Source organism: Treponema parvum (assembly GCF_017893945.1).
In the GTDB taxonomy this organism is placed as follows: Bacteria; Spirochaetota; Spirochaetia; order Treponematales; family Treponemataceae; genus Treponema_D; species Treponema_D parvum_A.
In genome coordinates, this window is sequence record NZ_CP054257.1 from 113,216 (window position 1) to 132,767 (window position 19,552).

Sequence of the window (19,552 nt, forward strand, 5' to 3'; positions counted from 1 at the left end):
TTCCAGCGCTCGAAGTTAAACCTTGGGCCGTGATACGCGAAAACGGAAAAACAACTTTTCCGACACCAGCGGTAGAAGAATATAAGCTGCAAAAGGAACAGCATATTTACATCGTTTCCGGCAGCAAGCAGACGGGCGGATTTTGTGTGATGAGCGAACCGCTGTTTTTCCGCTCAAAGCTGAATCACATCCTAAAAGAAAATCCCAATTTGGCGGATAGGACACTAAAAGAGGGCGAATTAATTTCATATAAAGGGAGAAAATACGGCTGGCTTACACTGAAAGATAATGGAGTGCGCCTTTCAAACTCTTTAATGCAAACGCTGAATATAAAAGTCGGAGACAAATTGTTGACAATTCGAAGCAGCGATATCGCTTTTACTATGGGTGCAAAGGGCACGTTGATACAAAAAGCGCATCAATACAAGGGAGAGATAGAAGTTTTTTAATTACAAATTATTTCGCAAAGTATTTTTACTCACTTGACTTAACCTGAACTTTCTTATATTGCCGGCCGTCCGCTCGTTGATGCGTATAATAAATCTGTTCGATAGCTCCGTTGTCGAACAGATTGACGAGTTCTAAATCGCGCAAATAGTACGATTTAGAACATCGCATTTTAAGGTACCCTGTTCCGAAACTGAAGTTTCCGAACAGGTTTAATGAATGGCTGAAAACACGGGGCAAGCGAAAACAACAATAAACTTTTATGGGGAGTATACGATGACGGAACTTGAAAAATTGGACTCGGGACTCGACTATTGTTTTTTTGACGATGAAGTGGTTCAGCGTAAAGAGCGGGCGCTGAAAGGCTGTCAAAAATACAATGCGATCGATCCTGCCGATTATAAAAGTCAATATGCGGCGCTCAAAGAGCTGCTCGGCTCGGTCGGCAAAGCCGCTTACATACAGCCCTCTTTTAATTGCGATAACGGCAAAAACATCAGCGTCGGTGAAGATTTTATCGCCAATTACAATGTAACCATTCTCGACATCGCTCCCGTGCATATCGACGATTACCGTATGGTAGGGCAGAATACGCTTATTTCGACGGTGGGGCATCCGCTTTCGCCGAAAGGCCGCCGTGCAAAAACGGCAAACTCAAAACCGGTAACTATAGGAAACGACGTATGGATCGGCGGCAACTGCACGATTTTACCGGGCGTAACGATCGGCAACAATGTCATCATCGCGGCGGGCGCGGTAGTAAAAAAAGACATTCCCGACAACTGCATTGCCGCCGGCGTTCCCGCAAAAGTGATAAAACAATTGGAAAACGATATTGAAGACTAATATTTTACAAGGAGAGCAGATACGAGTGAATATGTTAGGAAGTCGGTAGGAAATGCTCTAAGGGATATTAGTAAAAAATTTCCGGAGTTAATTAAAGCTGAATTCAATAACTGGAAGTTAGAAAGCAAAGAAATAAATCAAGTTTATAAGTTGGCGAGTAAATTTATCAGCTGACAAATTTGAATTTGCCGGTTTGGTAAATTTTTATTTTCCGCTCGTTTGGACTAATAAATAAGGAATTGATGAATAGTTAATATTTAAAGGAGAATGCTGAAGATGATAATAAAAAATGAAATTCCTATACTTGAATATGATAATTTTTCTATAGAGGTAATTAAACCAAATCATGGTTGCGAAGAGTTGAAACTTCCAGAAAAGTGCGTGTTTGCTTTCTTAGGAAACTGCGTAGATGAATTCGCAATGAATAACAATGCAATAATTGCCGAAGAATTTGAAAATTGCTGTAGAATTATAAATATATATGTGGTTGAGTATAAAGGGCAAAGAATATGTCTTGTTCGTCCTAATATTGGTGCACCTGCGTCCGTTCTGCTTTTGGACAGGCTGATTGCTTGTGGTTGTAAGAAAATAATTGCAACAGGTTCTTGTGGGGTTCTGAGGGATATAAAAGAGAATACATTCCTTATTCCTACAAAAGCATTGAGAGATGAGGGAACATCATTCCATTATTTACCACCATCCCGATATATTGAAATCGACCAGAAAATGATTGGCGAAATTAAGGGTGTTTTTGAAAAATTAGACATACCATTTGAAGAGTGCGTAACTTGGACAACAGATGGTTTTTTTAGGGAAACACAGGAAATGGTTCAGTATAGATTAAGTGAAGGCTGTTCTGCTGTCGAAATGGAATGTGCTGCACTTGCTGCGTGCGCACAAAAAAGAGGAGCATCATTTGGTCAATTCTTTTTTACTGCGGATTCGCTTGCAAATGTTACTGAACATGATGAAAGGAATTGGGGAATTCCGTCGCACTCTAGAGCCTTACACCTTGCTTTGGATTTAATATGCAAGATATAAAAAGATACCCCTTTTTATCGAGGTGATAATTAAAGGAAAAATTGTAATTTTATCTATGTAAAGACCACGACAAATTTCAGTTTGCCTAAATCAAACAATCCGCATACAAAAGGGTTCGCTATGCGTTTCCGATATACAGCCTTGCAAAACTTTTATTTATTATAAAAAAGGCTATGAAGCACCCTTCGCCCGGCTTGTAATCGTGGAAGACAACGCACACCGTCCGCGGGAAGGCGAAGCGGAAATCGCATGGAATTTTTTCAGGAATTTTAAACGCAGCCGAACCGGAAAATTGATCCTATCTTTGAAGAAGAAAAAAACATGGAAAAAGTCAGAGCTTTTTTGCATACGCACTTGAAATAATCAAATCAAGAGGTTACGCTGAATACGGCTTGAACTTGCGCTCCCGCGACGGATGCGTTTTTTTGCCGCTCTCTATGGGGAACCGGATGAATATTGAAGCGATCATTATCGGCGTTGCGTCTCTTGCAATTATCGGACTTTTTCATCCCGTCGTTGTAAAGTGCGAATATTATTTTTCTGCTAAAGTGTGGCCGGTTTTTCTTGTTGCAGGCATTGCGTTTTTGGCGGCGGCGCTGTTTTGGGACGGTATCGCCGCATATGTTCTTGCGCTTATCGGCACGGCGTGCCTGTGGAGCATAGTCGAATTGAAAGAGCAGGAAAAACGCGTCGAGCGCGGTTGGTTTCCGAAAAATCCTAAACGAAAACATTGACCGAACGGCAACCTGCAAACGGAATTTGCGGGTTTTTGAAAATAATCCTGTTTGAATTTAAAAATGGGAATTAGTAGAGTATGTGGAAACTTTTTGCATTTCTTTCAGCGATATGCGCTGCCTTAACTTCGATTTTTGCAAAATACGGTATGAAGGATATCAATTCAACGCTTGCAACGGCGGTGCGGACTGTTATCGTGCTGCTGCTGGCATGGAGCATCGTTTTTATCAACGGCAATATAAAAGCTCTAAAAGATTTAACACGGATGAACTGGCTGTTTCTTATTCTTTCAGGCCTTGCGACGGGAGCGTCCTGGCTGTGTTATTTTAAAGCGGTCCAAATGGGCGAAGTTTCAAAAGTTGCTCCGATCGATAAGCTGAGTATCGTGTTTACGCTCATTCTTTCGGCGCTGATTTTACACGAGCGGCTGACACTAAAGACAATGCTGGGCGGCGTTCTCATAACGGCGGGAACGCTGTTGTTTTTATGAACGCAGGAAGGGATTGTAACGTTTAAAAGCTGCCGCTAAAATATCGCGGCATCTTTTAATTTCGAGTTTTCTTAGAAAACTCGTTTATTAACTGTGCGCAAAAAGCGCACGAATTCAACAGTCTCCAAAATTGATATTTTGTTCGACTGTTGAATTTTAAGGAATGTTTAAAAACCGCCGCTGAAATAGTATAAGCCGACGTACTTCCGTGTACATCGGTTTATAAGGAGTTTTATTTATGAGAAGGATCGACAGAGCTGTAACGGATAACAGGCAAATACAATCGATTATAGAGAAGGCAAAGGTTGTACATATCGGGATGATCGACGATGGCCGGCCGTATGTGGTGCCGATGCAATACGGTTTTGTGTTTACCGGTGGACGGCTGACCTTATACCTGCACAGCGCAAAGGAAGGTCGAAAACTCGACATTATCAAAAAAAATCCGCACGTTTTTATCGAACTTGAAACGGACATTGCGCTTGTTTCAGGCGGCGAGGTTCCGTGTAAATACAGTTCGGAATATGCGAGCGTTATGGGAGACGGCACGGCAGTTTTTGTTGACGATGTAAAAGAAAAGATTTTCGGCTTAAAGCTCATGATGAAAACGCAGACAGGCAGAGATTTTGAAATATCCGAACAGATGACAAAATCGGTTGCAGTCTTACGCATAGACGTTCCGTGCATAACGGCAAAAAGCCGAGCCAAGGGTTAATTATGACGAATTCATTTTCAGAAGCTCTTTGCAGCAATGAGAAAAATAAGATAATACCTGAAGCATACGATTACTTCGGAGGCTTGATAGGCGAATGGGCTGTCGAATGGAGAGACCGTTTGGACGATACCGTACCGCGGCGTGTGAAAGGCGAATGGATATTTTCACGGGTTTTGGAGGGAACAGCCGTTCAGGATTTGTTTATCGTACCGTCGCGCACGGAAAGGTTACACAATCCGCAAGCCGACGCCGAATACGGCACAACCCTGCGGATTTATAATCCCAAAACGACGGTGTGGGATATATTCTACGGATGCACAGGCAGCGCCTTCCGCTTGACTGCGGTGAAAACGGGCGATGAAGTGGTGCTGACCGAAAACGGCGAGGGTAAAATGCGGTACATCTTTTCGGAAATAACCGCCGATACGTTCAGGTGGCGAAAAGAATATCTGAATGCAGATGGTCATTGGGCGGTTGCGGCAATCGTAACAGCCATGAGAAAGAAAGCCGGTTAAGTGTCGGATATTGGGATATATTCCCCTTTTGACGGTTGGGTAAAAAGGAGGAGGAACCGCAGTGTGCATGAATGATAAATCAATGGATAAAACATCCGCAAAAAAATCGACGGAAAATAAACAGGCGCATCTTCCGGTGATGGGCGTAGGGCCTGTGTGCGTTGCGATTATGATCGCGTTCACCGCCATAGGCATTGCGCTCGTAAAATTCGGTGTGCTTGCAGGCGGCAATGTAAACGGTACGCCCGCGGCCGTTCTTTTTACAATTGCAGGAATTTTGTGCATTACAGGCGGCATTGCATTGTGGTGCGCTGCGGTATTCGGAGCGCGGATTGACGCTAAAATAAAATCTAATCGGCTTGAAACCGGCGGCGTTTATGCCCTTGCGCGAAATCCCATTTATTCCGCTTTTTTATTCATCTGTACCGGAACGCTGCTGTTCTGCCGAAACCGGTATGTGCTGATTTTGCCGCCGTTTTTTTGGCTGTATCTCACCGTGTTTATGAAGCTGACGGAAGAAAAATGGCTTTCGGAGCGCTTCGGTGACGAGTATTCGGCGTATTGCAAACGCGTCAACCGCTTTATCCCGTGGAAGAATCGGGAATGGCTTATGTAGCGATTTTGAACTGGAAGGGAACGGCTTTAGAAGAATTGTGCAGCTGATAAGATCGTTTTACTCTGACTTGCTAATTTAATGGAAAGGGAGAATTTTGTGACCACATATCAGGACGCCAACGCGGCGGTAATCGACCGATGGATCGCCGAAGGCTGGGAATGGGGAAAGCCCGTCGATCACGAAACGTACATGAAGGCAAAAAGCGGACAATGGTCGGTTTTACTGACACCGACAAAGCCCGTACCGCGCGAATGGTTCGGCGATTTAAAAGGCAAAAAACTTTTGGGGCTCGCGTCGGGAGGCGGCCAGCAAATGCCGATTTTTACTGCTGCCGGAGCCGAATGTACGGTGCTCGACTATTCTGAAAAACAGCTTGAGTCGGAGAAGTCTGTTGCGGAACGCGAAGGCTATCGGATAAACATTGTGCGCGCGGATATGTCGAAGCCGCTGCCCTTTGCCGATGCTTCGTTCGATATCGTTTTTAATCCGGTGAGCAACTGTTATATCGAAAAAGTCGAGCCGGTGTTTGCCGAATGCTTTCGCGTGCTTAAAAAGGGCGGCGTTTTGCTGTGCGGGCTGGATACCGGCATAAACTATATCGTCGATCAAAAGGAGGAACGGATTATCAATTCTCTTCCGTTCAATCCGCTCGTTTATGAAGCACACCGCAAACAGCTTGAAGAGTCGGGCGGCGGTTGGCAGTTTTCTCACACGATCGCCGAGCAGATCGGCTCTCAGCTTCGAGCAGGGTTTACGCTCGCCGACCTCTATGAAGACACGAACGGTCAAGGCCGCCTGCATGAGCTGCATATTCCGTCGTTCATTGCAACGCATGCGGTAAAGCAGCGGGGAATAATTTGTAGTGAGCAATGTGCGGATTGGCAATTAAATGAAAGGAGAAGAGAAAATGGATACGGTTCAACAGCTTAAACAAAATTCGCATCTTCCGGGGCCTAGAGCAAATTTGGAATTGCTATACTCTTTTTCAAAAACGGCAACGAAAGATGAAATAAACGAATGCTTGGCGCTCATCCGAAGCGATACCGAAAATTCTCCCGACGAATTTGCCGGCATGTGCGGCATCGTTGCCTATGCTGTGTATCATCAAAATGACAGCAAAGCGACAATCGATTTTATTGCCCGTTATGCGTCCCATAAAAGCTGGCGTATTCGGGAAGCGGTTGCAATCGCTATACAGGAACTGGCAAAAAAAGACGTAACGGTAACCTTAAAAAATATCACGAATTTGAAAAACGGAAATTGTTGTGAAAAAAGAGCCGTTGTTGCGGGATTGTGCGAACCCAAATTATTAAAAGATAAAACCGTTGCCGTTCAAGTGATACGTCTTTTAGATGAAATAACGGCAACGCTTGCTCATAACGACAAACTCACTGATGAAGAAGATACGCTCAAAAAAGCGCTCGGATACGGCTGGAGCGTAGCGATTGTTCATGCGCCCGCAGAAGGAAAAGAGGCTTTTGAAAAATTGCTGAAAAAAGACAGTAAGCATATCAAATGGATTATAAAGGAAAATTTAAAAAAGAACCGGCTGATAAAAGCGGACGGCGAATGGGTTAGAGCGATGGAGAGCAAACTGAGCTAGATACGCGTAGTACGATGTAAGGAATGAGAACGCCTGCTACGGAATGCGCGGCGGCGGGGATAGAAAAAGCAAAAGAGGCTCTTAGAAAATTACGATTTTTGGTAAAAATTATTTCTATGGAAAAACGAGAAGTTGATTCGGCTTTAAATTCTTCTTTTTCGGATTTTGAAGACGCATTGCAATATTATACTGCAATGAGACACCGTATGGATGTTTTGTTGACGCGGAATATAAAAGACTATAAAGAAAAAGAGTTGATAATACAAACTCCCGAGCAATTCATAAAAACAATATAAAAAATTCTTTACAAAATTCCTGAGCTGATGGAAGCAGGATTGAGCTTAAAGCCTGTTTGAATGCAATGCACAAGCGGGTGTATAAAGATTTTGACAGGAGCTGATGAATGAAACAACTGCTTGCCGCAGCGGCGGCGCTGTGGATATGCGGACTGAGTTTTGTTTTTGCGCAAGGAAGGGATGGAACAATGAATATCACCGTAACTATAGGCGCCGTTGAATACGCCGCACAGTTCGATTCTAACGACGCTGCGCTCGAGGTTGCTTCGTTTTTTCCGCTTGCACTAGATATGAAAGAATGGGCGGCGAACAAGGAATATTACGCAGGGCTCGGAAAGACGATCACCGGAAAAGCGCCTGCCGCCGACAAAATAGCAGCGGGAGACGTTATGCTTTACAGCGGCCGCTCGCTCGTCATCTTTTACGGCGGATCGGCAAACACTTCAGGTTATGTCAGATTAGGATGCATCCTTGATGCAAAAAATCTGAAAGCGGCGCTTGACAAAGCCGGTGGAAAAGTGTCGTTCGCCCGTGCAAAAGAGGGAAAAGAAACTTCCGCTGTTTCCGCCGTCCCTGTTGTAAAAACAAAAGAAACCGGCGCGGCTTTGACAAAAGAACAGAAAGAAGTGTATTCATCTTACGAGGAAATCTGCCGCGCTATGGTTGCCAAAGACAAGGCTTCGATGGAGCGTTATTTTGACAAAGATTTGACGTTTACTCATATGAGCGGCAAAAAGCAGACGCGCTGCGAATACATCGGTGAAATCATGGACGGCACGCTCAATTACTATAAAATCACTACAAAAGAATATAATATACGCGTAAACGGCGACACGGCGTATATGAGCGTAACTCATACGCTGGATGCGAAAGTGTACGGCATGACCGGCGCATGGACTACGCGCGGAACGGCTACTTACAAAAAAAGAGGCGGCATTTGGGTTCGGGTGAATGAAAGCGTTCCCGAAGGCGTGTTTTAAAATATACGCTGCCCCTTGCCCCGCGTGTAGAATATAATGCCGCCGTCAGGAAAGCGGGCGCCAGCTGCAAATTCACAGCTCCACGACGATTTTACCATTTACTTTGCCGCCGTCGCACGCTTCGCAGGCTTTTGCAATATCGCAGAAAGCGAACCTTTCTCCGATAAGCGGCTGCAGTTTGTGTTCGGTTAAAAAAGTGAAAATCGAATCGATATCGGCTTGCTCGGGGAAATTGCTGTGAAAGCCGGTGAGGTACACGCCGGAGGGGATTTCTTTTATCGGATTAAAATCGTCCAAGCCGAATACGCTGCCGAGCACGCCCGTATTGCACACGATGCCGCCCTGCGCCATGCACCACAGAGTATCGCGCAGGGTTTTGCAGCCGACCAGTTCCAAAGCTTTGTCGAAGCGGCCCCGGTATTTTTCGCTCAGATTGCCGTCGTCCAAAATACACTCGTCCGCGCCTGCGTTTTTCAGCAAAGCGAGTTTGCTTTCGCGGTGCGTCGTTGCGGCAACAGTACAGCCGAGCGCCTTTGCGATTTGAATTGAAGCGTAGCCGAGCGCGCAGGTGCCGCCGCGGATTAACAGCGTGTCATCTTTTTGCAAACGCAGGCAGCGGAACAGAGAGCCCCACGCGGTAAAATATGTTTCGGGAACGGCGGCGATATCGGCCCACGCCATATCGGATTGTATTGCAAAAACGTGGTGGGCGGGAAGCAGCGCGTATTCGGCATAGCTGCCGTTAAAGCTCCGCCCCATACCGCCTATGAGCGCGACGACTTTTTGCCCGGCGGAAAAAGACGAATCGGACGTGTCGGCGATCTCTCCCGCGCACTCGATGCCGGGAATGATCGGCTTTTGTATGTAGTCGTTTTCGATTTCAAATTGCCGCAAAATCTGTTCGGAATGATTCAGTCCGAACGCGCGGATTTTTACCAGCACCCATCCGCTCGTTGCGGCGGGAACGGGAACATCGGTTAAAACAATTTCGCCTGCAGCAGTCGGCCTGGTCAGCACGACGGCTTTCATAGTATTCATAAAAACTCCTGCAACAAGAATACCGACGCCCTGCCGGCCGGTGCCGCTTCAGACGGCATTTTTATACGACTTCTTTCCAGCATTGCGGATCGGGGGCGTAAAAATCGCCGCCGAGCGCGTTTGCGACGGCGGGACATCCGCGGCAATACGAAAGCAGTTCGCATTTGGAACACTTGGAAAACTTTCCGTATTCGCGGTATGCTTCCATTTTTCCGCCCGTCCATACGTCGGCAAGGTTTTCAGTACACGCGTTTCCGACGCGGCTGTTTGCAACGCGGCGGCAGGCGTAGATATCGCCGGTCGGCAAAATCGTGATGTGGCAGTTCCCGCAATTGCAGCCGCCGTAAATGATAAGGTCGTCGGCATTGTGCTTGACGCCGGAATTCGACGGATCGGAAGCGGTTCCCGCATCCGATGATCCGGCATTTACGGTTTCGGAAGCCATCGTTCCCGTGGGCGTGCGGGAAGGCAGCTCAAATCGCCCGTGTTCGTAATCGAACAGCGTCCACAAATGGTCTTTTCTGTTAAAGTATGTTTTACAGCTCTTGTTTTCGTAATCGGTGTAGATTGCATCGATTTGTTCGAGAAAATCGCGGTAGCGTTCGGGCGAAATATACCAATCGCTCGTTTCGTTTCCTTTTGCGCAGCTTGTCGGAACGTAGCGCGAAAACGCGTATACCTCGGCTTCGGCGGCGACAACCGCATCGATGACGCCGGGGATCTCATCGATATTCGTGCCGCTGACCGTCGTCATGATCACGCTCGTTATGTCCGCATCGTTGATGACTTTGATTTTTTCGAGCGTGGTTTTAAAGCTGCCTTTTTCTCTGAACCAATCGTGCGTCTTTTCCATGCCGTCGATGCTCATCTGATACTTATCGCAGCCGTGCTCGCGCATCTTCCGGCACACTTCGTCCGTCAGGTGAAAGGGGTTTCCCATAAGCGTAAAAGGAATGCTGCGTTCTTTCATAAGGGAAAGCAGGAACCAAAAATGCGGGTGCAAAATCGGATCGCCGCCGGTGATATAAAAATAGGGAAGCCGATCGAATGTTTTGCAAAAATCCAAGGCGTTAAAAAACACCCGTTCCATGCGCTCTCGGCTCATCGTAATTAAAGCCGGATGACCTTCGGCAAAGATATAACAGTGTTTGCAGCGCTGGTCGCATTCGTCGGTGATGTGCCACTGAAAGGCGAAATACTGTTGTGCCATGGTAGTAAAAAAAACGGACGGCAGCGAAAAATCTACCGTCCGCTCTCATCTCCAAACGGATTACTTTCCGCCTGCTCCGCACGCGGAACCGCATGCTGCAGGTTTCTTTTCAGGCTTTCCCGCGCCGCAAGCAGACCCACATGCAGCAGGTTTCTTTTCGGGCTCAGCCGGCTTACCGGCCCCGCAAGCAGAACCGCAGGCCGCAGGCTTTTTCTCCGGTTTTCCGGAACCGCACGCCGTACCGCAAGCGGCTCCCTTGTCGGGGCTCGCTTTCTTTTCATTCCAATCGGCAAGATTCGAAAGTGCCATAATTATCCTCCGAAAAAAAATATAGTAACAATACACTGTATGCTATTTCGGAACATAAAACAAGAACGCACTTTTTTGTAACCGCTTATTTTGTTACCTGCGTTTTATAATAATTCCCCCATTTCCGCATTTCGTCAATAAGGGGGCGCAGCGTTTCTCCGAGCGGAGAAAGCGCGTACTCGACAATTTTGGGCGGTCTGCTTTCGATTTCGCGCCGGACGATGATGCCGTCCTCTTCCATTGAGCGTAAACTTTGAGTGAGCACTTTTTGGCTGATACCGTCAAGATCATTTTTCAGCTCGTTAAAGCGCCACGGCCGCACAAGCAGATCTTTAATGATGAACAGTTTCCATTTACTGCCGAGGATCTGCAAGGTCGTCGCTACGGGGCAGTCGGGCAAATCTTCTTTTTTTTTCATATCCGTACCTTTTTGAAATGTGCGCTTATTTTCCGCCGGGTTTTCAAACAGCCGACGAAGTTAAACGAGAGAGCTGTTTCAGCGACGCGTTTATGCATTTAACTTTTCTATCGCTTGCACCGGACAATTTTCGTAGCAGCTTCCGCAATGGAGGCAATGTTCCTGCTGAATGACAAAAGGCTGACCTTCCGTAATACAGCTTTGCGGGCAGTTTTGCGTACAGGTTCCGCATTCGATACAGTAATCCGTTATGCTAAAGCCCTTCGGCTCAACGGTACCGCTGCCGATCACATAGCTTTCGCGGAAAATCGGGTTTACGCCTAGATTGAAATATTCGATACTCGCATTGCGGATTTCAAATATAATCCCGATATTACGTGTGCTTCCGGGGTATACGTTGGAAAGATAGGGCTGCTCCGAAAAAATCGTATCGATCCAATGAGTTTGTTTTTCCTGTTCAATCTGCACGGCCTTTGCCGAAAGGCGGATCATTTCTTTATAGCGCGTGTAGCCTAGGATCTGTACTCTGCCGTCTGAAAGCAATTCTTTGCAAAAATCCTTTCCCCTTGCCGTAAAAAAATACAAAGCGTCCGGCTCATAATGAATAGCGCTGATATTGCGAACCTGCGGGTTTCCGTTTTCGTCTACGGTTGCAAATGCGAGAACGCCGACGTATTGCAGTTTTTCCAAACAAGTTTTTGCATCCATATTTTTCTTATCGCCGGATTTCGAACAGGCCGGCAAAAACTCCGTGAGCGCATAGTGATTACATGGATTACCCATTATTCGGTACTATAAAGCAATCCGCGGTATGAAACAAGAACGCACTTTTTTGTAACCGCCTATCTGCTTTTTATAAGCTGCAGCGCGTTGGATAAGTATTCGGCGATCGCGTTGTGGTCGTGCAGTTCGCCCGTTTTACGGTGCAAAAGTATATGCACAATAGAAGTTTTGCATGGCGCTATATCAAAAACGCATAGCGGACAAAACATGGAAAAACCTGATAATGTGTGCTATAGTAAAAATGTTAAGGAGTATAAGCATGCCGTTAGCAGACGTTCAGGAAAAATTGAAGACAATTCCGGATGAATACATGGATGAAGTTTATAATTATTTGGAATTTTTACAATATAAAATACTCTATAAAAAACAACATGAAGAATCTGTAAAAAGATTTCCTAATCGTCGACCGGACATTTTAAAACAACCGGATTTCTATATGTCACCGGCTTTTGACGAACCATTGGGAGATTTTAAGGAGTATATGTGAAATATTTTTTAGATACACATACACTTCTGTGGTATTTGTTTGATAGTGAAAATCTATCTGAAACGGCTAAAGAAATAATCAATAATGAATTTTGCTATTACAGTAAAGTTTCATTATGGGAAATTGCGATAAAACAGACCCGTAATCTTCTTCAATATAAAAATTCAATCCAAGATATTATAGATGCCTGTAAGGAAGAAGAATTTGCGGAACTTTTAGTTTCCGGTAAATCTTTAGAATTATTAAAAAACTTGCCGGATATTCACAGAGATCCGTTTGATAGACTTCTAATTACAATGGCACAAGAAAATAATTTAACGATTGTTACAAAGGACTCAAAGATTCCGTTGTATGATGTAAAAACTGTTTGGTAAAGCAAAATAAACCTGACACCTGCTGCAAAATTGGCATTTATTTTACCACGGCAAAAACCGTAAAAGGCAAATAACTTTTTTATCAAGGCATTCGCCTGAAAAATCCTGAAAACTTTCAGAGACTACTCTATTGTTTGTTGTGATTTTGTTATAAATACGGCGGATTTGCATCGTCAGCGGGACAGTGTGAATCGTCCACATATCATTGTTTTAAACCGCAGGCAACTCGACCGCGGCGACCGCTTTGAAAACCGTGTTGGGTTTTCATTATTCTACCCAATCTTCAATTTCCAAATCGCTTACTCTTGAAAATTCATCCACATTATGAGTAATAAGAGTCGCTTTTTCATGCAGTGCGGCGGCGGCAATAAGCAAATCGTTTGCACCTATCGGTGTTCCCGCAAGTTCCAAATCCTTTCGGATTTCTGCATAGTCATAAGACATTTCATCCGTAAAATCCACAATTTTAAAAGGCTTTAAGAACTTTTCTACTTTCTCCGTAGTCTTTTCTCTTGTCCGGCTTTTAAATGCACCCAGCAAAAGTTCTCCTTTTACTACTGAAGAAATTTTTATCTCTTTCGGTGAAACTGACAGGAATTTTTCTCGAACGGACGGAAACTTTCCATTCAGAAAACAAATGCAGGTGTTTGTGTCTACAAAATACATTAAAAAGCCTCTCGCATTTCAAGCTTCGGCTGATCAGGTCTGGTAAATGACGGATCGGAAACGGATCCGAACAAATCAGCCCATCCTTCCGGATAATGCGGTTCTATGCTCTGCATAACTTTGCTTACGACCCACTTTGAAAGTGACATGTTTTCTGCAGTGGCTTCGTTTTCAATTTTGATAAGTTGGTCTTGCGTAACATACAATGATAATTGCGGCATATTCTCACCTCTTAGATACAAAGGTAAAACTCTTTATTACAAAAATCAAGTATGTTTGCAAGTATATTATAAAAATTACGGGATTGCCCCGCGGTACAATAGTTTTCATGGAGTATACTGAGGTTCGCCTTTTTTCTTGACAAACATTGTATATACATAACCTAATACACATAGGACGTATAGATGACATTTGAGTGGGATGAAAATATAAATCGCATAAATAAAGAAATTCATGACGGTATTTCTTTTGAATATGCGGCGAGAGTTTTTCTGGATTCAAAAAGAATTGAAATTGTTGATGAAAATCATTCTGATGAATCTGAGGAAGGATGCAATATAATCGGTTGTGTGGAACGGATATTGTTCGCAGTTTATACAGAACGCAACGACAATAAGATTCGGATTATTTCTGCACGAAGAGCCACACCGAAAGAGGAGAAATTGTATTATGAAAACTATGACATTAGATGATTTAATTAAAAATCTGCTTACTGAAGAAGACAGGAAAATCATAAATTCCGCTGACCCCGTAATTACTGAGGAATGTCCGGAGGTAACCGATGCGCAAATGAAAAAATATAAGCCTTGGTATGAAGTTCATCCAAAAGGGAACGGTATTTATAAAGTTTCTGTAAAGAAAACTGCCGTTAGTTTAAGAATTGATACCGATGTTTTAATGGCTTTAAAAGAAATGGGAACAGGATATCAGACAAGAATCAATGATATTCTAAGGAAAGCTGTTTTCGGGTAAGAAATGAAACTTTATAGAAAAACAAGCGGCGGCCGCAATAAGCAAAGTATCATAGCATCTTTGTTTATGCATATGTGTATGTCTTTATTAGTTCAAGTTCCGGAGATAATTTCAATTTTACATTTCGTAAATCAATATCATTTTGCAGCGACATAAAATAACTGTCAGATACGCCGAAAAGCTTGGCTAATCTTAACGATGTGTCTACGGTTATTTTTCTTCGATTATGAAGTATATCTTGAATTCGTGAAGTAGGAACTTTTATCTCTTGAGCCAGTTTATATGCAGAAAGTCCGAGCGGAATAAGAAATTCTTCGTTTAAAATCTCACCTATTGTCGGTGTTTCAATAAATTCTTTCATAATGTTCTCCTAATGATAATCTACAATTTCTACACTATAAAAGTGTCCGTCTTTTTCCGTAAAACAGATACGCCACTGAGCATTTATACGGACAGAATATTGACCTTTTCTATCTCCGGCAAGACTTTCAAGTTTATTATTTGGCGGTGCACGTAAATCTTCTAGACTTTTTGCAACAGTTAATTATAATATGCCGAATTAATCGTCGAAGCGGCGGCCGGTTGCTATAACGCGCGCCTGTAAACACGCCCCGCCGCTATAACATTGCCCTCTGTAAACCGTTGCGTTTTTCATATAAAATACGATTATGATTCCGAATATAATTCTTTGCGATGACCACGCTCTGTTGAGAAACGGAATAAAAAACTGGATAGAAACTCATTCAAAATACAAAGTTACGCATGAAGCGGGAACTTGGGCGGAATGCGAAAAAATTGTCAAAACCTTTCGCTCGTCCAACTTGCCGGGCAACTATATCGCCGTTGTGGATATTTCTTTTAAAGCCGAATATACGACGGCAGCCCACGAAGAAAATTGCGGTTTTGAAATAATCCGCCGTTTTACCGCGCTCGGCGTTCCTTGCATCGCGTATTCGAGTCATGATTCGGGAGGGTTTGTTGAGCATGCTACAAGCTGCGCTGTCGGCGCAAAAGGTTTTGTTTCAAAAAATGCGGATGAAGAAATCCTGCTTGCGGCGATTTATGCGGTGTCTAACGGAAAAACATACATTCAGGCGGAGCTTGTAACAGGCCTTTTGGAAGTGAACCACATAACTCAGACTTTTACCAAAAAAGAAAAACTGCTTTCGGATGCTCTGACAATCCATAACTCAAACGCCGAAGTTGCCGCCGCTCTCGGCATCACGGAAAAAACCGTTGTAAACTATCTTACAATTTTGTATGACAAAGCAGGGGTAAAAAACAAACTCGAATTCTTGGAAAAGATGGGGAGGTTAAATTGAACGGCTGAAATAGCGCTGTACAATTTTAAGGGAGGTTAAATTGAACGTTCGAGTGAAAACATTTTATAAAACGGCGATTCTTTGCTCGGCGGCGCTCGCTTTGAATATGGCAACTTTCTTACTAGTCACTTATTTGAGACTTCCCGTTTTTATGGACACAATTTTTACGGTCGCTCTCACTTTTTATGCCGGACTTGTACCGGGGCTGATTGTCGCAGCTCTCTATAATCCGATTATGACAATTTTACTGTGTGTGATCTATGGAACGGAAATCTTTTACTTTGATTTTTTGTATGCGGTCTGCGGAATCTTGATAGTCATTTCGACTTGGATTTTAAGCCGAAACAAAAAAGAATTCTTTTTCAGCCATACCGTTACGGTTTTATACCTTTTGATTATCGCATTCGTTTCCGCTTTTTTAACTTGTTTTTCCGCAAGCGCGCTGAACACGTTTATTCGTCCGCTTTTCGGCAACTTATCGCGGTTTTCCGCAATCGACGATTTTTACATCGCATTCCAAAATTTAAAATTCGGAGTATTCCTTTCATATCTTTTGCCGCGTATTCCGATCATCGTGCTGGACAGGCTGATTTCCACTTTTTTAGGCTACGGAATATATAGAGTAATTAAACTATGAACGAACATCAATTACAGGATTTGCTTTCTGCCTTAAACCTCTACACGTCGTTTTTTTTCCTTTTGATCGTGCTCTGTTTTACCTCTTTTGTCGCAGTTCTTTTTATTTTGATTCGCAATATAAAGAACCGCAAAAAATTACAAAAAAACCGGGAATTTATTTCTGAAATAATCCAGACGCAGGAAGCGGAGCGAAACCGTATAAGTCGGGAACTTCACGATACGGTAAGTCAGAACATAAAAACGCTTCTTCTAAAAGAAAAAGAACTTTCGGCAATTTTGCGCGATTCCGATTTCAAAAGCGATGAAATACAATTTAAAATCGAAAAAATCATCAGTCTCGAAAAACAAAATCAAAAGCAGCTCAGAACAATCATTCAAAACTTTACAGTGCCGGCTATCGGCACTATTCCTTTTAAAACCGTCATAAACGATTTGTGCGAACAGTTCAAAGAGCAAAGCGGAATAGACTGCTCGTTTTTCGTTTCTTCCGACGTTGTGCTTGACGATTTTTCAAAAGAGCAAAAACATCACATTTTGCGGATAATTCAGGAAGCCTTGAGCAATGCACAAACGCACGCAAAAGCAAGCGCGACAAGCATTGTCATAAGAAAAGGCCGCAGTGAAAACCGCCGTTCCGAGCCGGTTCCGGAGCAAAACTTGCAGGCCGGCGAAGATTCTATTTGCATAATGATTTTTGACGACGGACAGGGCTTTGCCGGCGGTGCACGAATGGAAGGCGGACTATATTCACAAAACCACTTCGGCATGAGCGGAATGGAAATGCGTGCAAAACTTTTAGGCGGCTCTCTCATTGTGCAAAGCACTACGGAAGCCGGAACGGAAGTGCGACTGGAAATTCCGGTAAAAAAAGTGTATTGAGAACTTCTAAAAACTGCGGTTTTTAAAGGCGGCGGCGCATTTTAAGGAACCGTTAAAATTTGATATTGTAACTCTCGATAATACAACGAATTATACTCGCCGACATCTCGAAAAAGCCGCTCAAAGCCGGTTTTTCAAGATGCCCTATTCCCAATCCGATTCAGTCATATATCCCGAAGTTTTGACTTTTCCGTTTGCCCCGATTTTTTCGGGAGTAAGCTCCCTATTATGTAAGCAAAAGCAGGTGTAAAATACGCACAAAATTGTCGGAGGACGTTAACCTCGGAGGATATTTTATTATGAAAAAAATCTTATTGGCTCTGAGCTTTGCTCTTGCAACGGCTTTCACTTGTTTTGCGGCAAACCCTGCAAGCGATTTTGAGTATGACATGGCACCTGACGGACAGGGCGTAATGCTGAAAAGTTACAAAGGCAAATCTACAACAGTTGTAATTCCTGATACAATTGAAGGATTGCCGGTAACTCAGATTGGTGAACCAGATACATGGCAAAGCTTTTTTCCACACGCAATGTATACAAACACTCAGAATATACCGTATACAGTTACTGTTCCTAAAAGTGTAAAAGTCGTAGAGAAAAAAGCTTTCCAGAACTTAAAAGGTAAAATCAATATTGATATAAGCAATCTAACCAGAATTGGCAGTGATGCGTTTTACAATTCCGATCTTTCAGGCACAATAAAAATTTCAAAAGATATGAAATCTATAGGTTCCGATGCTTTTACAAAAACAAAAATTACAAGTGTTGTTTTTGAAGAAGGCGTAACGACTATAAACGAGAACAGTCTTTTTGCACAATGTCCAAACTTAAAATCCGTTACACTCCCAAAATCATTAAATAAAATAACAGGTAACGCTTTTTTTCAGTGTTCAGAACTCACAGATGTTAATATTCCTGAAGGAACAAAAATAAATTACGAAACAGAAGCAGCGTTTGCTCTCTGTTCATCTTTGACACTCGCTGCAAAAGCAAAAATAAAAGCAACCGGTTACACAGGCGACTTTTAATTTTTGACTTATTCACTGCACTTGCTTAACGGTAAGTGCAGTAGACAGCATTAAAAATAAATAGCAGGTTCAAAATAGAATTTGTAAAAAGCGGTCGAATTAAGTTAGGAGGACGGGCTGCCGGCCCGCTTGTGTTACAAGAAAAAATTCTCCAATAGATTTTCTTCGGAAAAAAATAGAGGAAAAAATGGCAAAATTAGAAGTTACTAAAAATGACGATGGATTTTTCATCAGAAAAGGTGAAAACTATTCACTGTCGGTAACAGCAACAGAAATCAAATTTTCAGAAATAACAGGTTTTTTGTGTTTCAAGGAAACTTATGAATCTGTCATAAAGATTGAGGATGTCCTTTTCTTTGATTACAATGCAAAATTTTTTGGTCTGTTGGGTTATAATTTTCGAGGCGGAAACAATGATTTATTTTATTTTAACAAATTTATAGGGCTCAAAAAAGAAATTGTTCTTGAAATACGACAATGGTTAGTTGACCATGGTGTGAAATTTGCTACAGAAGATTCTGAAGGTAAGGCTTTCAAACCAACCGGCTTTCATCCGTTGGCAAAAGAATTTCTTGCTATCAACGATACTCATATCGCTCATCATTATAATACAAAATTCAGGAATCGGGATTCAATCATTCCTTATTACAAGATTGATTTCTTCCTTATAACAACGGCATGTTGTTGTACAAAACGGCTGTTACTGATCGGTTCGTTAAATTTTGCCACAGAAGGAAGCTTTTCGAGCGGGGCAATTGATCAGGTACGGAAAGAACTCGAGGCACATTCCATAAAGCCGTCAGAAGGAAAAGTTTATTATCCGAATTTCTTCTCAGGCGTAAAGGGAAGAAAAAAGAAGACGCTCATACTGCTCGAAGACAAAATCGTTTATATGCACACTGACAAAGGCAAAACAGTTGCACAGATTGTAAAAACAGTCACAAGTTATAAATGCAAACCGATTTTTTCATTGTTTAAACGTGTCGTATATATTGAAGGCTTTGGTGAAACTGATATGCGAACCGGCACGATACCATCGTACAAGATTGTATTTCCGGGTGTATTCTTCTTCTGGTGGTTCTGCTGCGGTAAGATAAAAGTTGCTTGCAAAGCACTTCGCAAATAAAAAAAATCATGCCTTGC

At 43.2% G+C, this 19,552-nt stretch carries 29 protein-coding genes and 1 pseudogene; 21 read left to right on the plus strand and 9 right to left on the minus strand.

Annotated elements, in window-relative coordinates; genetic code table 11:
• Positions 1-29 precede the first annotated feature (29 nt).
• From HRI96_RS00515 to HRI96_RS00570, 12 genes are all read left to right on the plus strand, one after another.
• The gene (locus tag HRI96_RS00515) at positions 30-449 is read left to right on the plus strand and encodes a hypothetical protein (protein WP_256729253.1); all 420 of its coding nucleotides are present in this window, start codon (positions 30-32) and stop codon (positions 447-449) included.
• Between the two features lie 274 nt (positions 450-723).
• Complete coding sequence (locus HRI96_RS11830) at positions 724-1,293, plus strand: sugar O-acetyltransferase (RefSeq protein ID WP_210117608.1); 570 nt, start codon at positions 724-726, stop codon at positions 1,291-1,293.
• A gap of 267 nt (positions 1,294-1,560) precedes the next feature.
• Complete coding sequence (locus HRI96_RS00525) at positions 1,561-2,334, plus strand: nucleoside phosphorylase (RefSeq protein WP_256729254.1); 774 nt, start codon at positions 1,561-1,563, stop codon at positions 2,332-2,334.
• 449 nt (positions 2,335-2,783) lie between these two features.
• Positions 2,784-3,068 carry a DUF4491 family protein gene (locus tag HRI96_RS00530; protein WP_210117609.1) on the plus strand — a complete coding sequence of 95 codons (285 nt, stop codon included), beginning with the start codon at positions 2,784-2,786 and terminating at the stop codon, positions 3,066-3,068.
• Positions 3,069-3,148: 80 nt separating this feature from the next.
• Positions 3,149-3,559, plus strand: a complete 411-nt coding sequence (locus tag HRI96_RS00535; protein WP_210117610.1) for an EamA family transporter — start codon at positions 3,149-3,151, stop codon at positions 3,557-3,559.
• Between the two features lie 238 nt (positions 3,560-3,797).
• Positions 3,798-4,274, plus strand: coding sequence for a pyridoxamine 5'-phosphate oxidase family protein (locus HRI96_RS00540; protein WP_210117611.1), 477 nt, complete (start codon positions 3,798-3,800; stop codon positions 4,272-4,274).
• A 2-nt stretch (positions 4,275-4,276) separates the two neighbouring features.
• Positions 4,277-4,789 carry a hypothetical protein gene (locus HRI96_RS00545; protein WP_210117612.1) on the plus strand — a complete coding sequence of 171 codons (513 nt, stop codon included), beginning with the start codon at positions 4,277-4,279 and terminating at the stop codon, positions 4,787-4,789.
• A 67-nt stretch (positions 4,790-4,856) separates the two neighbouring features.
• Positions 4,857-5,405 carry a methyltransferase family protein gene (locus HRI96_RS00550; RefSeq protein WP_256729255.1) on the plus strand — a complete coding sequence of 183 codons (549 nt, stop codon included), beginning with the start codon at positions 4,857-4,859 and terminating at the stop codon, positions 5,403-5,405.
• Positions 5,406-5,501: 96 nt separating this feature from the next.
• The gene (locus HRI96_RS00555) at positions 5,502-6,335 is read left to right on the plus strand and encodes a class I SAM-dependent methyltransferase (protein ID WP_210117613.1); all 834 of its coding nucleotides are present in this window, start codon (positions 5,502-5,504) and stop codon (positions 6,333-6,335) included.
• Positions 6,313-7,008 (plus strand): hypothetical protein, encoded by a 696-nt coding sequence (locus tag HRI96_RS00560; RefSeq protein WP_210117614.1) that lies wholly within the window; start codon positions 6,313-6,315, stop codon positions 7,006-7,008. The genes HRI96_RS00555 and HRI96_RS00560 overlap by 23 nt, the downstream gene beginning before the upstream one ends.
• 23 nt (positions 7,009-7,031) lie before the next feature.
• Complete coding sequence (locus HRI96_RS00565; protein WP_256729256.1) at positions 7,032-7,304, plus strand: PIN domain-containing protein; 273 nt, start codon at positions 7,032-7,034, stop codon at positions 7,302-7,304.
• A 107-nt stretch (positions 7,305-7,411) separates the two neighbouring features.
• Positions 7,412-8,284: a cyclophilin-like fold protein gene (locus HRI96_RS00570; RefSeq protein WP_210117615.1), complete on the plus strand. Its 873-nt coding sequence runs from the start codon at positions 7,412-7,414 to the stop codon at positions 8,282-8,284.
• Positions 8,285-8,356: 72 nt separating this feature from the next.
• Here the strand turns inward: HRI96_RS00570 and HRI96_RS00575 are convergent, their stop codons facing one another.
• From HRI96_RS00575 to HRI96_RS00595, 5 genes are all read right to left on the minus strand, one after another.
• Positions 8,357-9,322: an alcohol dehydrogenase catalytic domain-containing protein gene (locus tag HRI96_RS00575; RefSeq protein ID WP_210117616.1), complete on the minus strand. Its 966-nt coding sequence runs from the start codon at positions 9,320-9,322 to the stop codon at positions 8,357-8,359.
• 61 nt (positions 9,323-9,383) lie between these two features.
• Positions 9,384-10,532, minus strand: coding sequence for a radical SAM/SPASM domain-containing protein (locus tag HRI96_RS00580; protein ID WP_210117617.1), 1,149 nt, complete (start codon positions 10,530-10,532; stop codon positions 9,384-9,386).
• 60 nt (positions 10,533-10,592) lie between these two features.
• The gene (locus tag HRI96_RS00585; protein ID WP_210117618.1) at positions 10,593-10,841 is read right to left on the minus strand and encodes an ACGX-repeat peptide; all 249 of its coding nucleotides are present in this window, start codon (positions 10,839-10,841) and stop codon (positions 10,593-10,595) included.
• A gap of 85 nt (positions 10,842-10,926) precedes the next feature.
• Entirely contained in the window at positions 10,927-11,259 is a 333-nt protein-coding gene (locus HRI96_RS00590) for a winged helix-turn-helix transcriptional regulator (protein ID WP_210117619.1), read from the minus strand.
• Between the two features lie 90 nt (positions 11,260-11,349).
• Positions 11,350-12,042 (minus strand): 4Fe-4S binding protein, encoded by a 693-nt coding sequence (locus tag HRI96_RS00595; RefSeq protein ID WP_256729257.1) that lies wholly within the window; start codon positions 12,040-12,042, stop codon positions 11,350-11,352.
• A gap of 259 nt (positions 12,043-12,301) precedes the next feature.
• Here HRI96_RS00595 and HRI96_RS00600 point away from each other — a divergent pair, with 259 nt between their 5' ends.
• A complete protein-coding gene (locus tag HRI96_RS00600) occupies positions 12,302-12,529 on the plus strand; it encodes a DUF2281 domain-containing protein (RefSeq protein ID WP_210117620.1) in 228 nt (75 codons plus the stop codon).
• Positions 12,526-12,903 (plus strand): type II toxin-antitoxin system VapC family toxin, encoded by a 378-nt coding sequence (locus tag HRI96_RS00605; protein ID WP_210117621.1) that lies wholly within the window; start codon positions 12,526-12,528, stop codon positions 12,901-12,903. The genes HRI96_RS00600 and HRI96_RS00605 overlap by 4 nt, the downstream gene beginning before the upstream one ends.
• A 267-nt stretch (positions 12,904-13,170) precedes the next feature.
• On the opposite strand, the gene HRI96_RS00610 is transcribed toward HRI96_RS00605, so the two are convergent.
• Positions 13,171-13,569 carry a type II toxin-antitoxin system VapC family toxin gene (locus HRI96_RS00610; RefSeq protein ID WP_210117622.1) on the minus strand — a complete coding sequence of 133 codons (399 nt, stop codon included), beginning with the start codon at positions 13,567-13,569 and terminating at the stop codon, positions 13,171-13,173.
• Positions 13,569-13,790, minus strand: coding sequence for a hypothetical protein (locus tag HRI96_RS00615; RefSeq protein WP_210117623.1), 222 nt, complete (start codon positions 13,788-13,790; stop codon positions 13,569-13,571). The genes HRI96_RS00610 and HRI96_RS00615 overlap by 1 nt, the downstream gene beginning before the upstream one ends.
• A gap of 183 nt (positions 13,791-13,973) precedes the next feature.
• Between HRI96_RS00615 and HRI96_RS00620 the strand changes: the two genes are divergently transcribed.
• Together HRI96_RS00620 and HRI96_RS00625 are read left to right on the plus strand one after the other, a co-directional pair.
• A complete protein-coding gene (locus tag HRI96_RS00620; RefSeq protein WP_210117624.1) occupies positions 13,974-14,261 on the plus strand; it encodes a BrnT family toxin in 288 nt (95 codons plus the stop codon).
• Entirely contained in the window at positions 14,248-14,541 is a 294-nt protein-coding gene (locus tag HRI96_RS00625; protein WP_256729258.1) for a BrnA antitoxin family protein, read from the plus strand. The genes HRI96_RS00620 and HRI96_RS00625 overlap by 14 nt, the downstream gene beginning before the upstream one ends.
• Before the next feature lie 64 nt (positions 14,542-14,605).
• On the opposite strand, the gene HRI96_RS00630 is transcribed toward HRI96_RS00625, so the two are convergent.
• The gene (locus HRI96_RS00630; RefSeq protein ID WP_210117626.1) at positions 14,606-14,902 is read right to left on the minus strand and encodes a HigA family addiction module antitoxin; all 297 of its coding nucleotides are present in this window, start codon (positions 14,900-14,902) and stop codon (positions 14,606-14,608) included.
• Between the two features lie 9 nt (positions 14,903-14,911).
• Positions 14,912-15,070: pseudogene (locus tag HRI96_RS00635) on the minus strand (type II toxin-antitoxin system RelE/ParE family toxin); the annotation flags it as partial.
• Between the two features lie 139 nt (positions 15,071-15,209).
• Here HRI96_RS00635 and HRI96_RS00640 point away from each other — a divergent pair.
• From HRI96_RS00640 to HRI96_RS00660, 5 genes are all read left to right on the plus strand, one after another.
• Positions 15,210-15,863 carry a response regulator transcription factor gene (locus HRI96_RS00640; protein WP_210117627.1) on the plus strand — a complete coding sequence of 218 codons (654 nt, stop codon included), beginning with the start codon at positions 15,210-15,212 and terminating at the stop codon, positions 15,861-15,863.
• A gap of 52 nt (positions 15,864-15,915) precedes the next feature.
• Entirely contained in the window at positions 15,916-16,500 is a 585-nt protein-coding gene (locus HRI96_RS00645) for a hypothetical protein (RefSeq protein WP_256729259.1), read from the plus strand.
• Positions 16,497-17,381 carry a sensor histidine kinase gene (locus HRI96_RS00650; protein WP_210117629.1) on the plus strand — a complete coding sequence of 295 codons (885 nt, stop codon included), beginning with the start codon at positions 16,497-16,499 and terminating at the stop codon, positions 17,379-17,381. Before HRI96_RS00645 ends, HRI96_RS00650 begins: the two co-directional genes overlap by 4 nt.
• 299 nt (positions 17,382-17,680) lie before the next feature.
• A complete protein-coding gene (locus HRI96_RS00655) occupies positions 17,681-18,409 on the plus strand; it encodes a leucine-rich repeat domain-containing protein (protein WP_210117630.1) in 729 nt (242 codons plus the stop codon).
• A 187-nt stretch (positions 18,410-18,596) separates the two neighbouring features.
• Positions 18,597-19,535 carry a hypothetical protein gene (locus tag HRI96_RS00660; protein ID WP_210117631.1) on the plus strand — a complete coding sequence of 313 codons (939 nt, stop codon included), beginning with the start codon at positions 18,597-18,599 and terminating at the stop codon, positions 19,533-19,535.
• Positions 19,536-19,552: the final 17 nt, after the last annotated feature.

Bases quoted from the DNA above. Each gene is read 5' to 3' on its own strand.
- HRI96_RS11830 (WP_210117608.1), top strand. From the start codon at position 724: ATGACGGAACTTGAAAAATTGGACTCGGGACTCGACTATTGTTTTTTT.
- HRI96_RS00525 (WP_256729254.1), top strand. From the start codon at position 1,561: ATGCTGAAGATGATAATAAAAAATGAAATTCCTATACTTGAATATGAT.
- HRI96_RS00530 (WP_210117609.1), top strand. From the start codon at position 2,784: ATGAATATTGAAGCGATCATTATCGGCGTTGCGTCTCTTGCAATTATC.
- HRI96_RS00535 (WP_210117610.1), top strand. From the start codon at position 3,149: ATGTGGAAACTTTTTGCATTTCTTTCAGCGATATGCGCTGCCTTAACT.
- HRI96_RS00540 (WP_210117611.1), top strand. From the start codon at position 3,798: ATGAGAAGGATCGACAGAGCTGTAACGGATAACAGGCAAATACAATCG.
- HRI96_RS00545 (WP_210117612.1), top strand. From the start codon at position 4,277: ATGACGAATTCATTTTCAGAAGCTCTTTGCAGCAATGAGAAAAATAAG.
- HRI96_RS00550 (WP_256729255.1), top strand. From the start codon at position 4,857: ATGAATGATAAATCAATGGATAAAACATCCGCAAAAAAATCGACGGAA.
- HRI96_RS00560 (WP_210117614.1), top strand. From the start codon at position 6,313: ATGGATACGGTTCAACAGCTTAAACAAAATTCGCATCTTCCGGGGCCT.
- HRI96_RS00565 (WP_256729256.1), top strand. From the start codon at position 7,032: ATGAGAACGCCTGCTACGGAATGCGCGGCGGCGGGGATAGAAAAAGCA.
- HRI96_RS00570 (WP_210117615.1), top strand. From the start codon at position 7,412: ATGAAACAACTGCTTGCCGCAGCGGCGGCGCTGTGGATATGCGGACTG.
- HRI96_RS00575 (WP_210117616.1), bottom strand. From the start codon at position 9,322: ATGAATACTATGAAAGCCGTCGTGCTGACCAGGCCGACTGCTGCAGGC.
- HRI96_RS00580 (WP_210117617.1), bottom strand. From the start codon at position 10,532: ATGGCACAACAGTATTTCGCCTTTCAGTGGCACATCACCGACGAATGC.
- HRI96_RS00585 (WP_210117618.1), bottom strand. From the start codon at position 10,841: ATGGCACTTTCGAATCTTGCCGATTGGAATGAAAAGAAAGCGAGCCCC.
- HRI96_RS00590 (WP_210117619.1), bottom strand. From the start codon at position 11,259: ATGAAAAAAAAAGAAGATTTGCCCGACTGCCCCGTAGCGACGACCTTG.
- HRI96_RS00595 (WP_256729257.1), bottom strand. From the start codon at position 12,042: ATGGGTAATCCATGTAATCACTATGCGCTCACGGAGTTTTTGCCGGCC.
- HRI96_RS00600 (WP_210117620.1), top strand. From the start codon at position 12,302: ATGCCGTTAGCAGACGTTCAGGAAAAATTGAAGACAATTCCGGATGAA.
- HRI96_RS00610 (WP_210117622.1), bottom strand. From the start codon at position 13,569: ATGTATTTTGTAGACACAAACACCTGCATTTGTTTTCTGAATGGAAAG.
- HRI96_RS00615 (WP_210117623.1), bottom strand. From the start codon at position 13,790: ATGCCGCAATTATCATTGTATGTTACGCAAGACCAACTTATCAAAATT.
- HRI96_RS00620 (WP_210117624.1), top strand. From the start codon at position 13,974: ATGACATTTGAGTGGGATGAAAATATAAATCGCATAAATAAAGAAATT.
- HRI96_RS00625 (WP_256729258.1), top strand. From the start codon at position 14,248: ATGACATTAGATGATTTAATTAAAAATCTGCTTACTGAAGAAGACAGG.
- HRI96_RS00630 (WP_210117626.1), bottom strand. From the start codon at position 14,902: ATGAAAGAATTTATTGAAACACCGACAATAGGTGAGATTTTAAACGAA.
- HRI96_RS00640 (WP_210117627.1), top strand. From the start codon at position 15,210: ATGATTCCGAATATAATTCTTTGCGATGACCACGCTCTGTTGAGAAAC.
- HRI96_RS00650 (WP_210117629.1), top strand. From the start codon at position 16,497: ATGAACGAACATCAATTACAGGATTTGCTTTCTGCCTTAAACCTCTAC.
- HRI96_RS00655 (WP_210117630.1), top strand. From the start codon at position 17,681: ATGAAAAAAATCTTATTGGCTCTGAGCTTTGCTCTTGCAACGGCTTTC.
- HRI96_RS00660 (WP_210117631.1), top strand. From the start codon at position 18,597: ATGGCAAAATTAGAAGTTACTAAAAATGACGATGGATTTTTCATCAGA.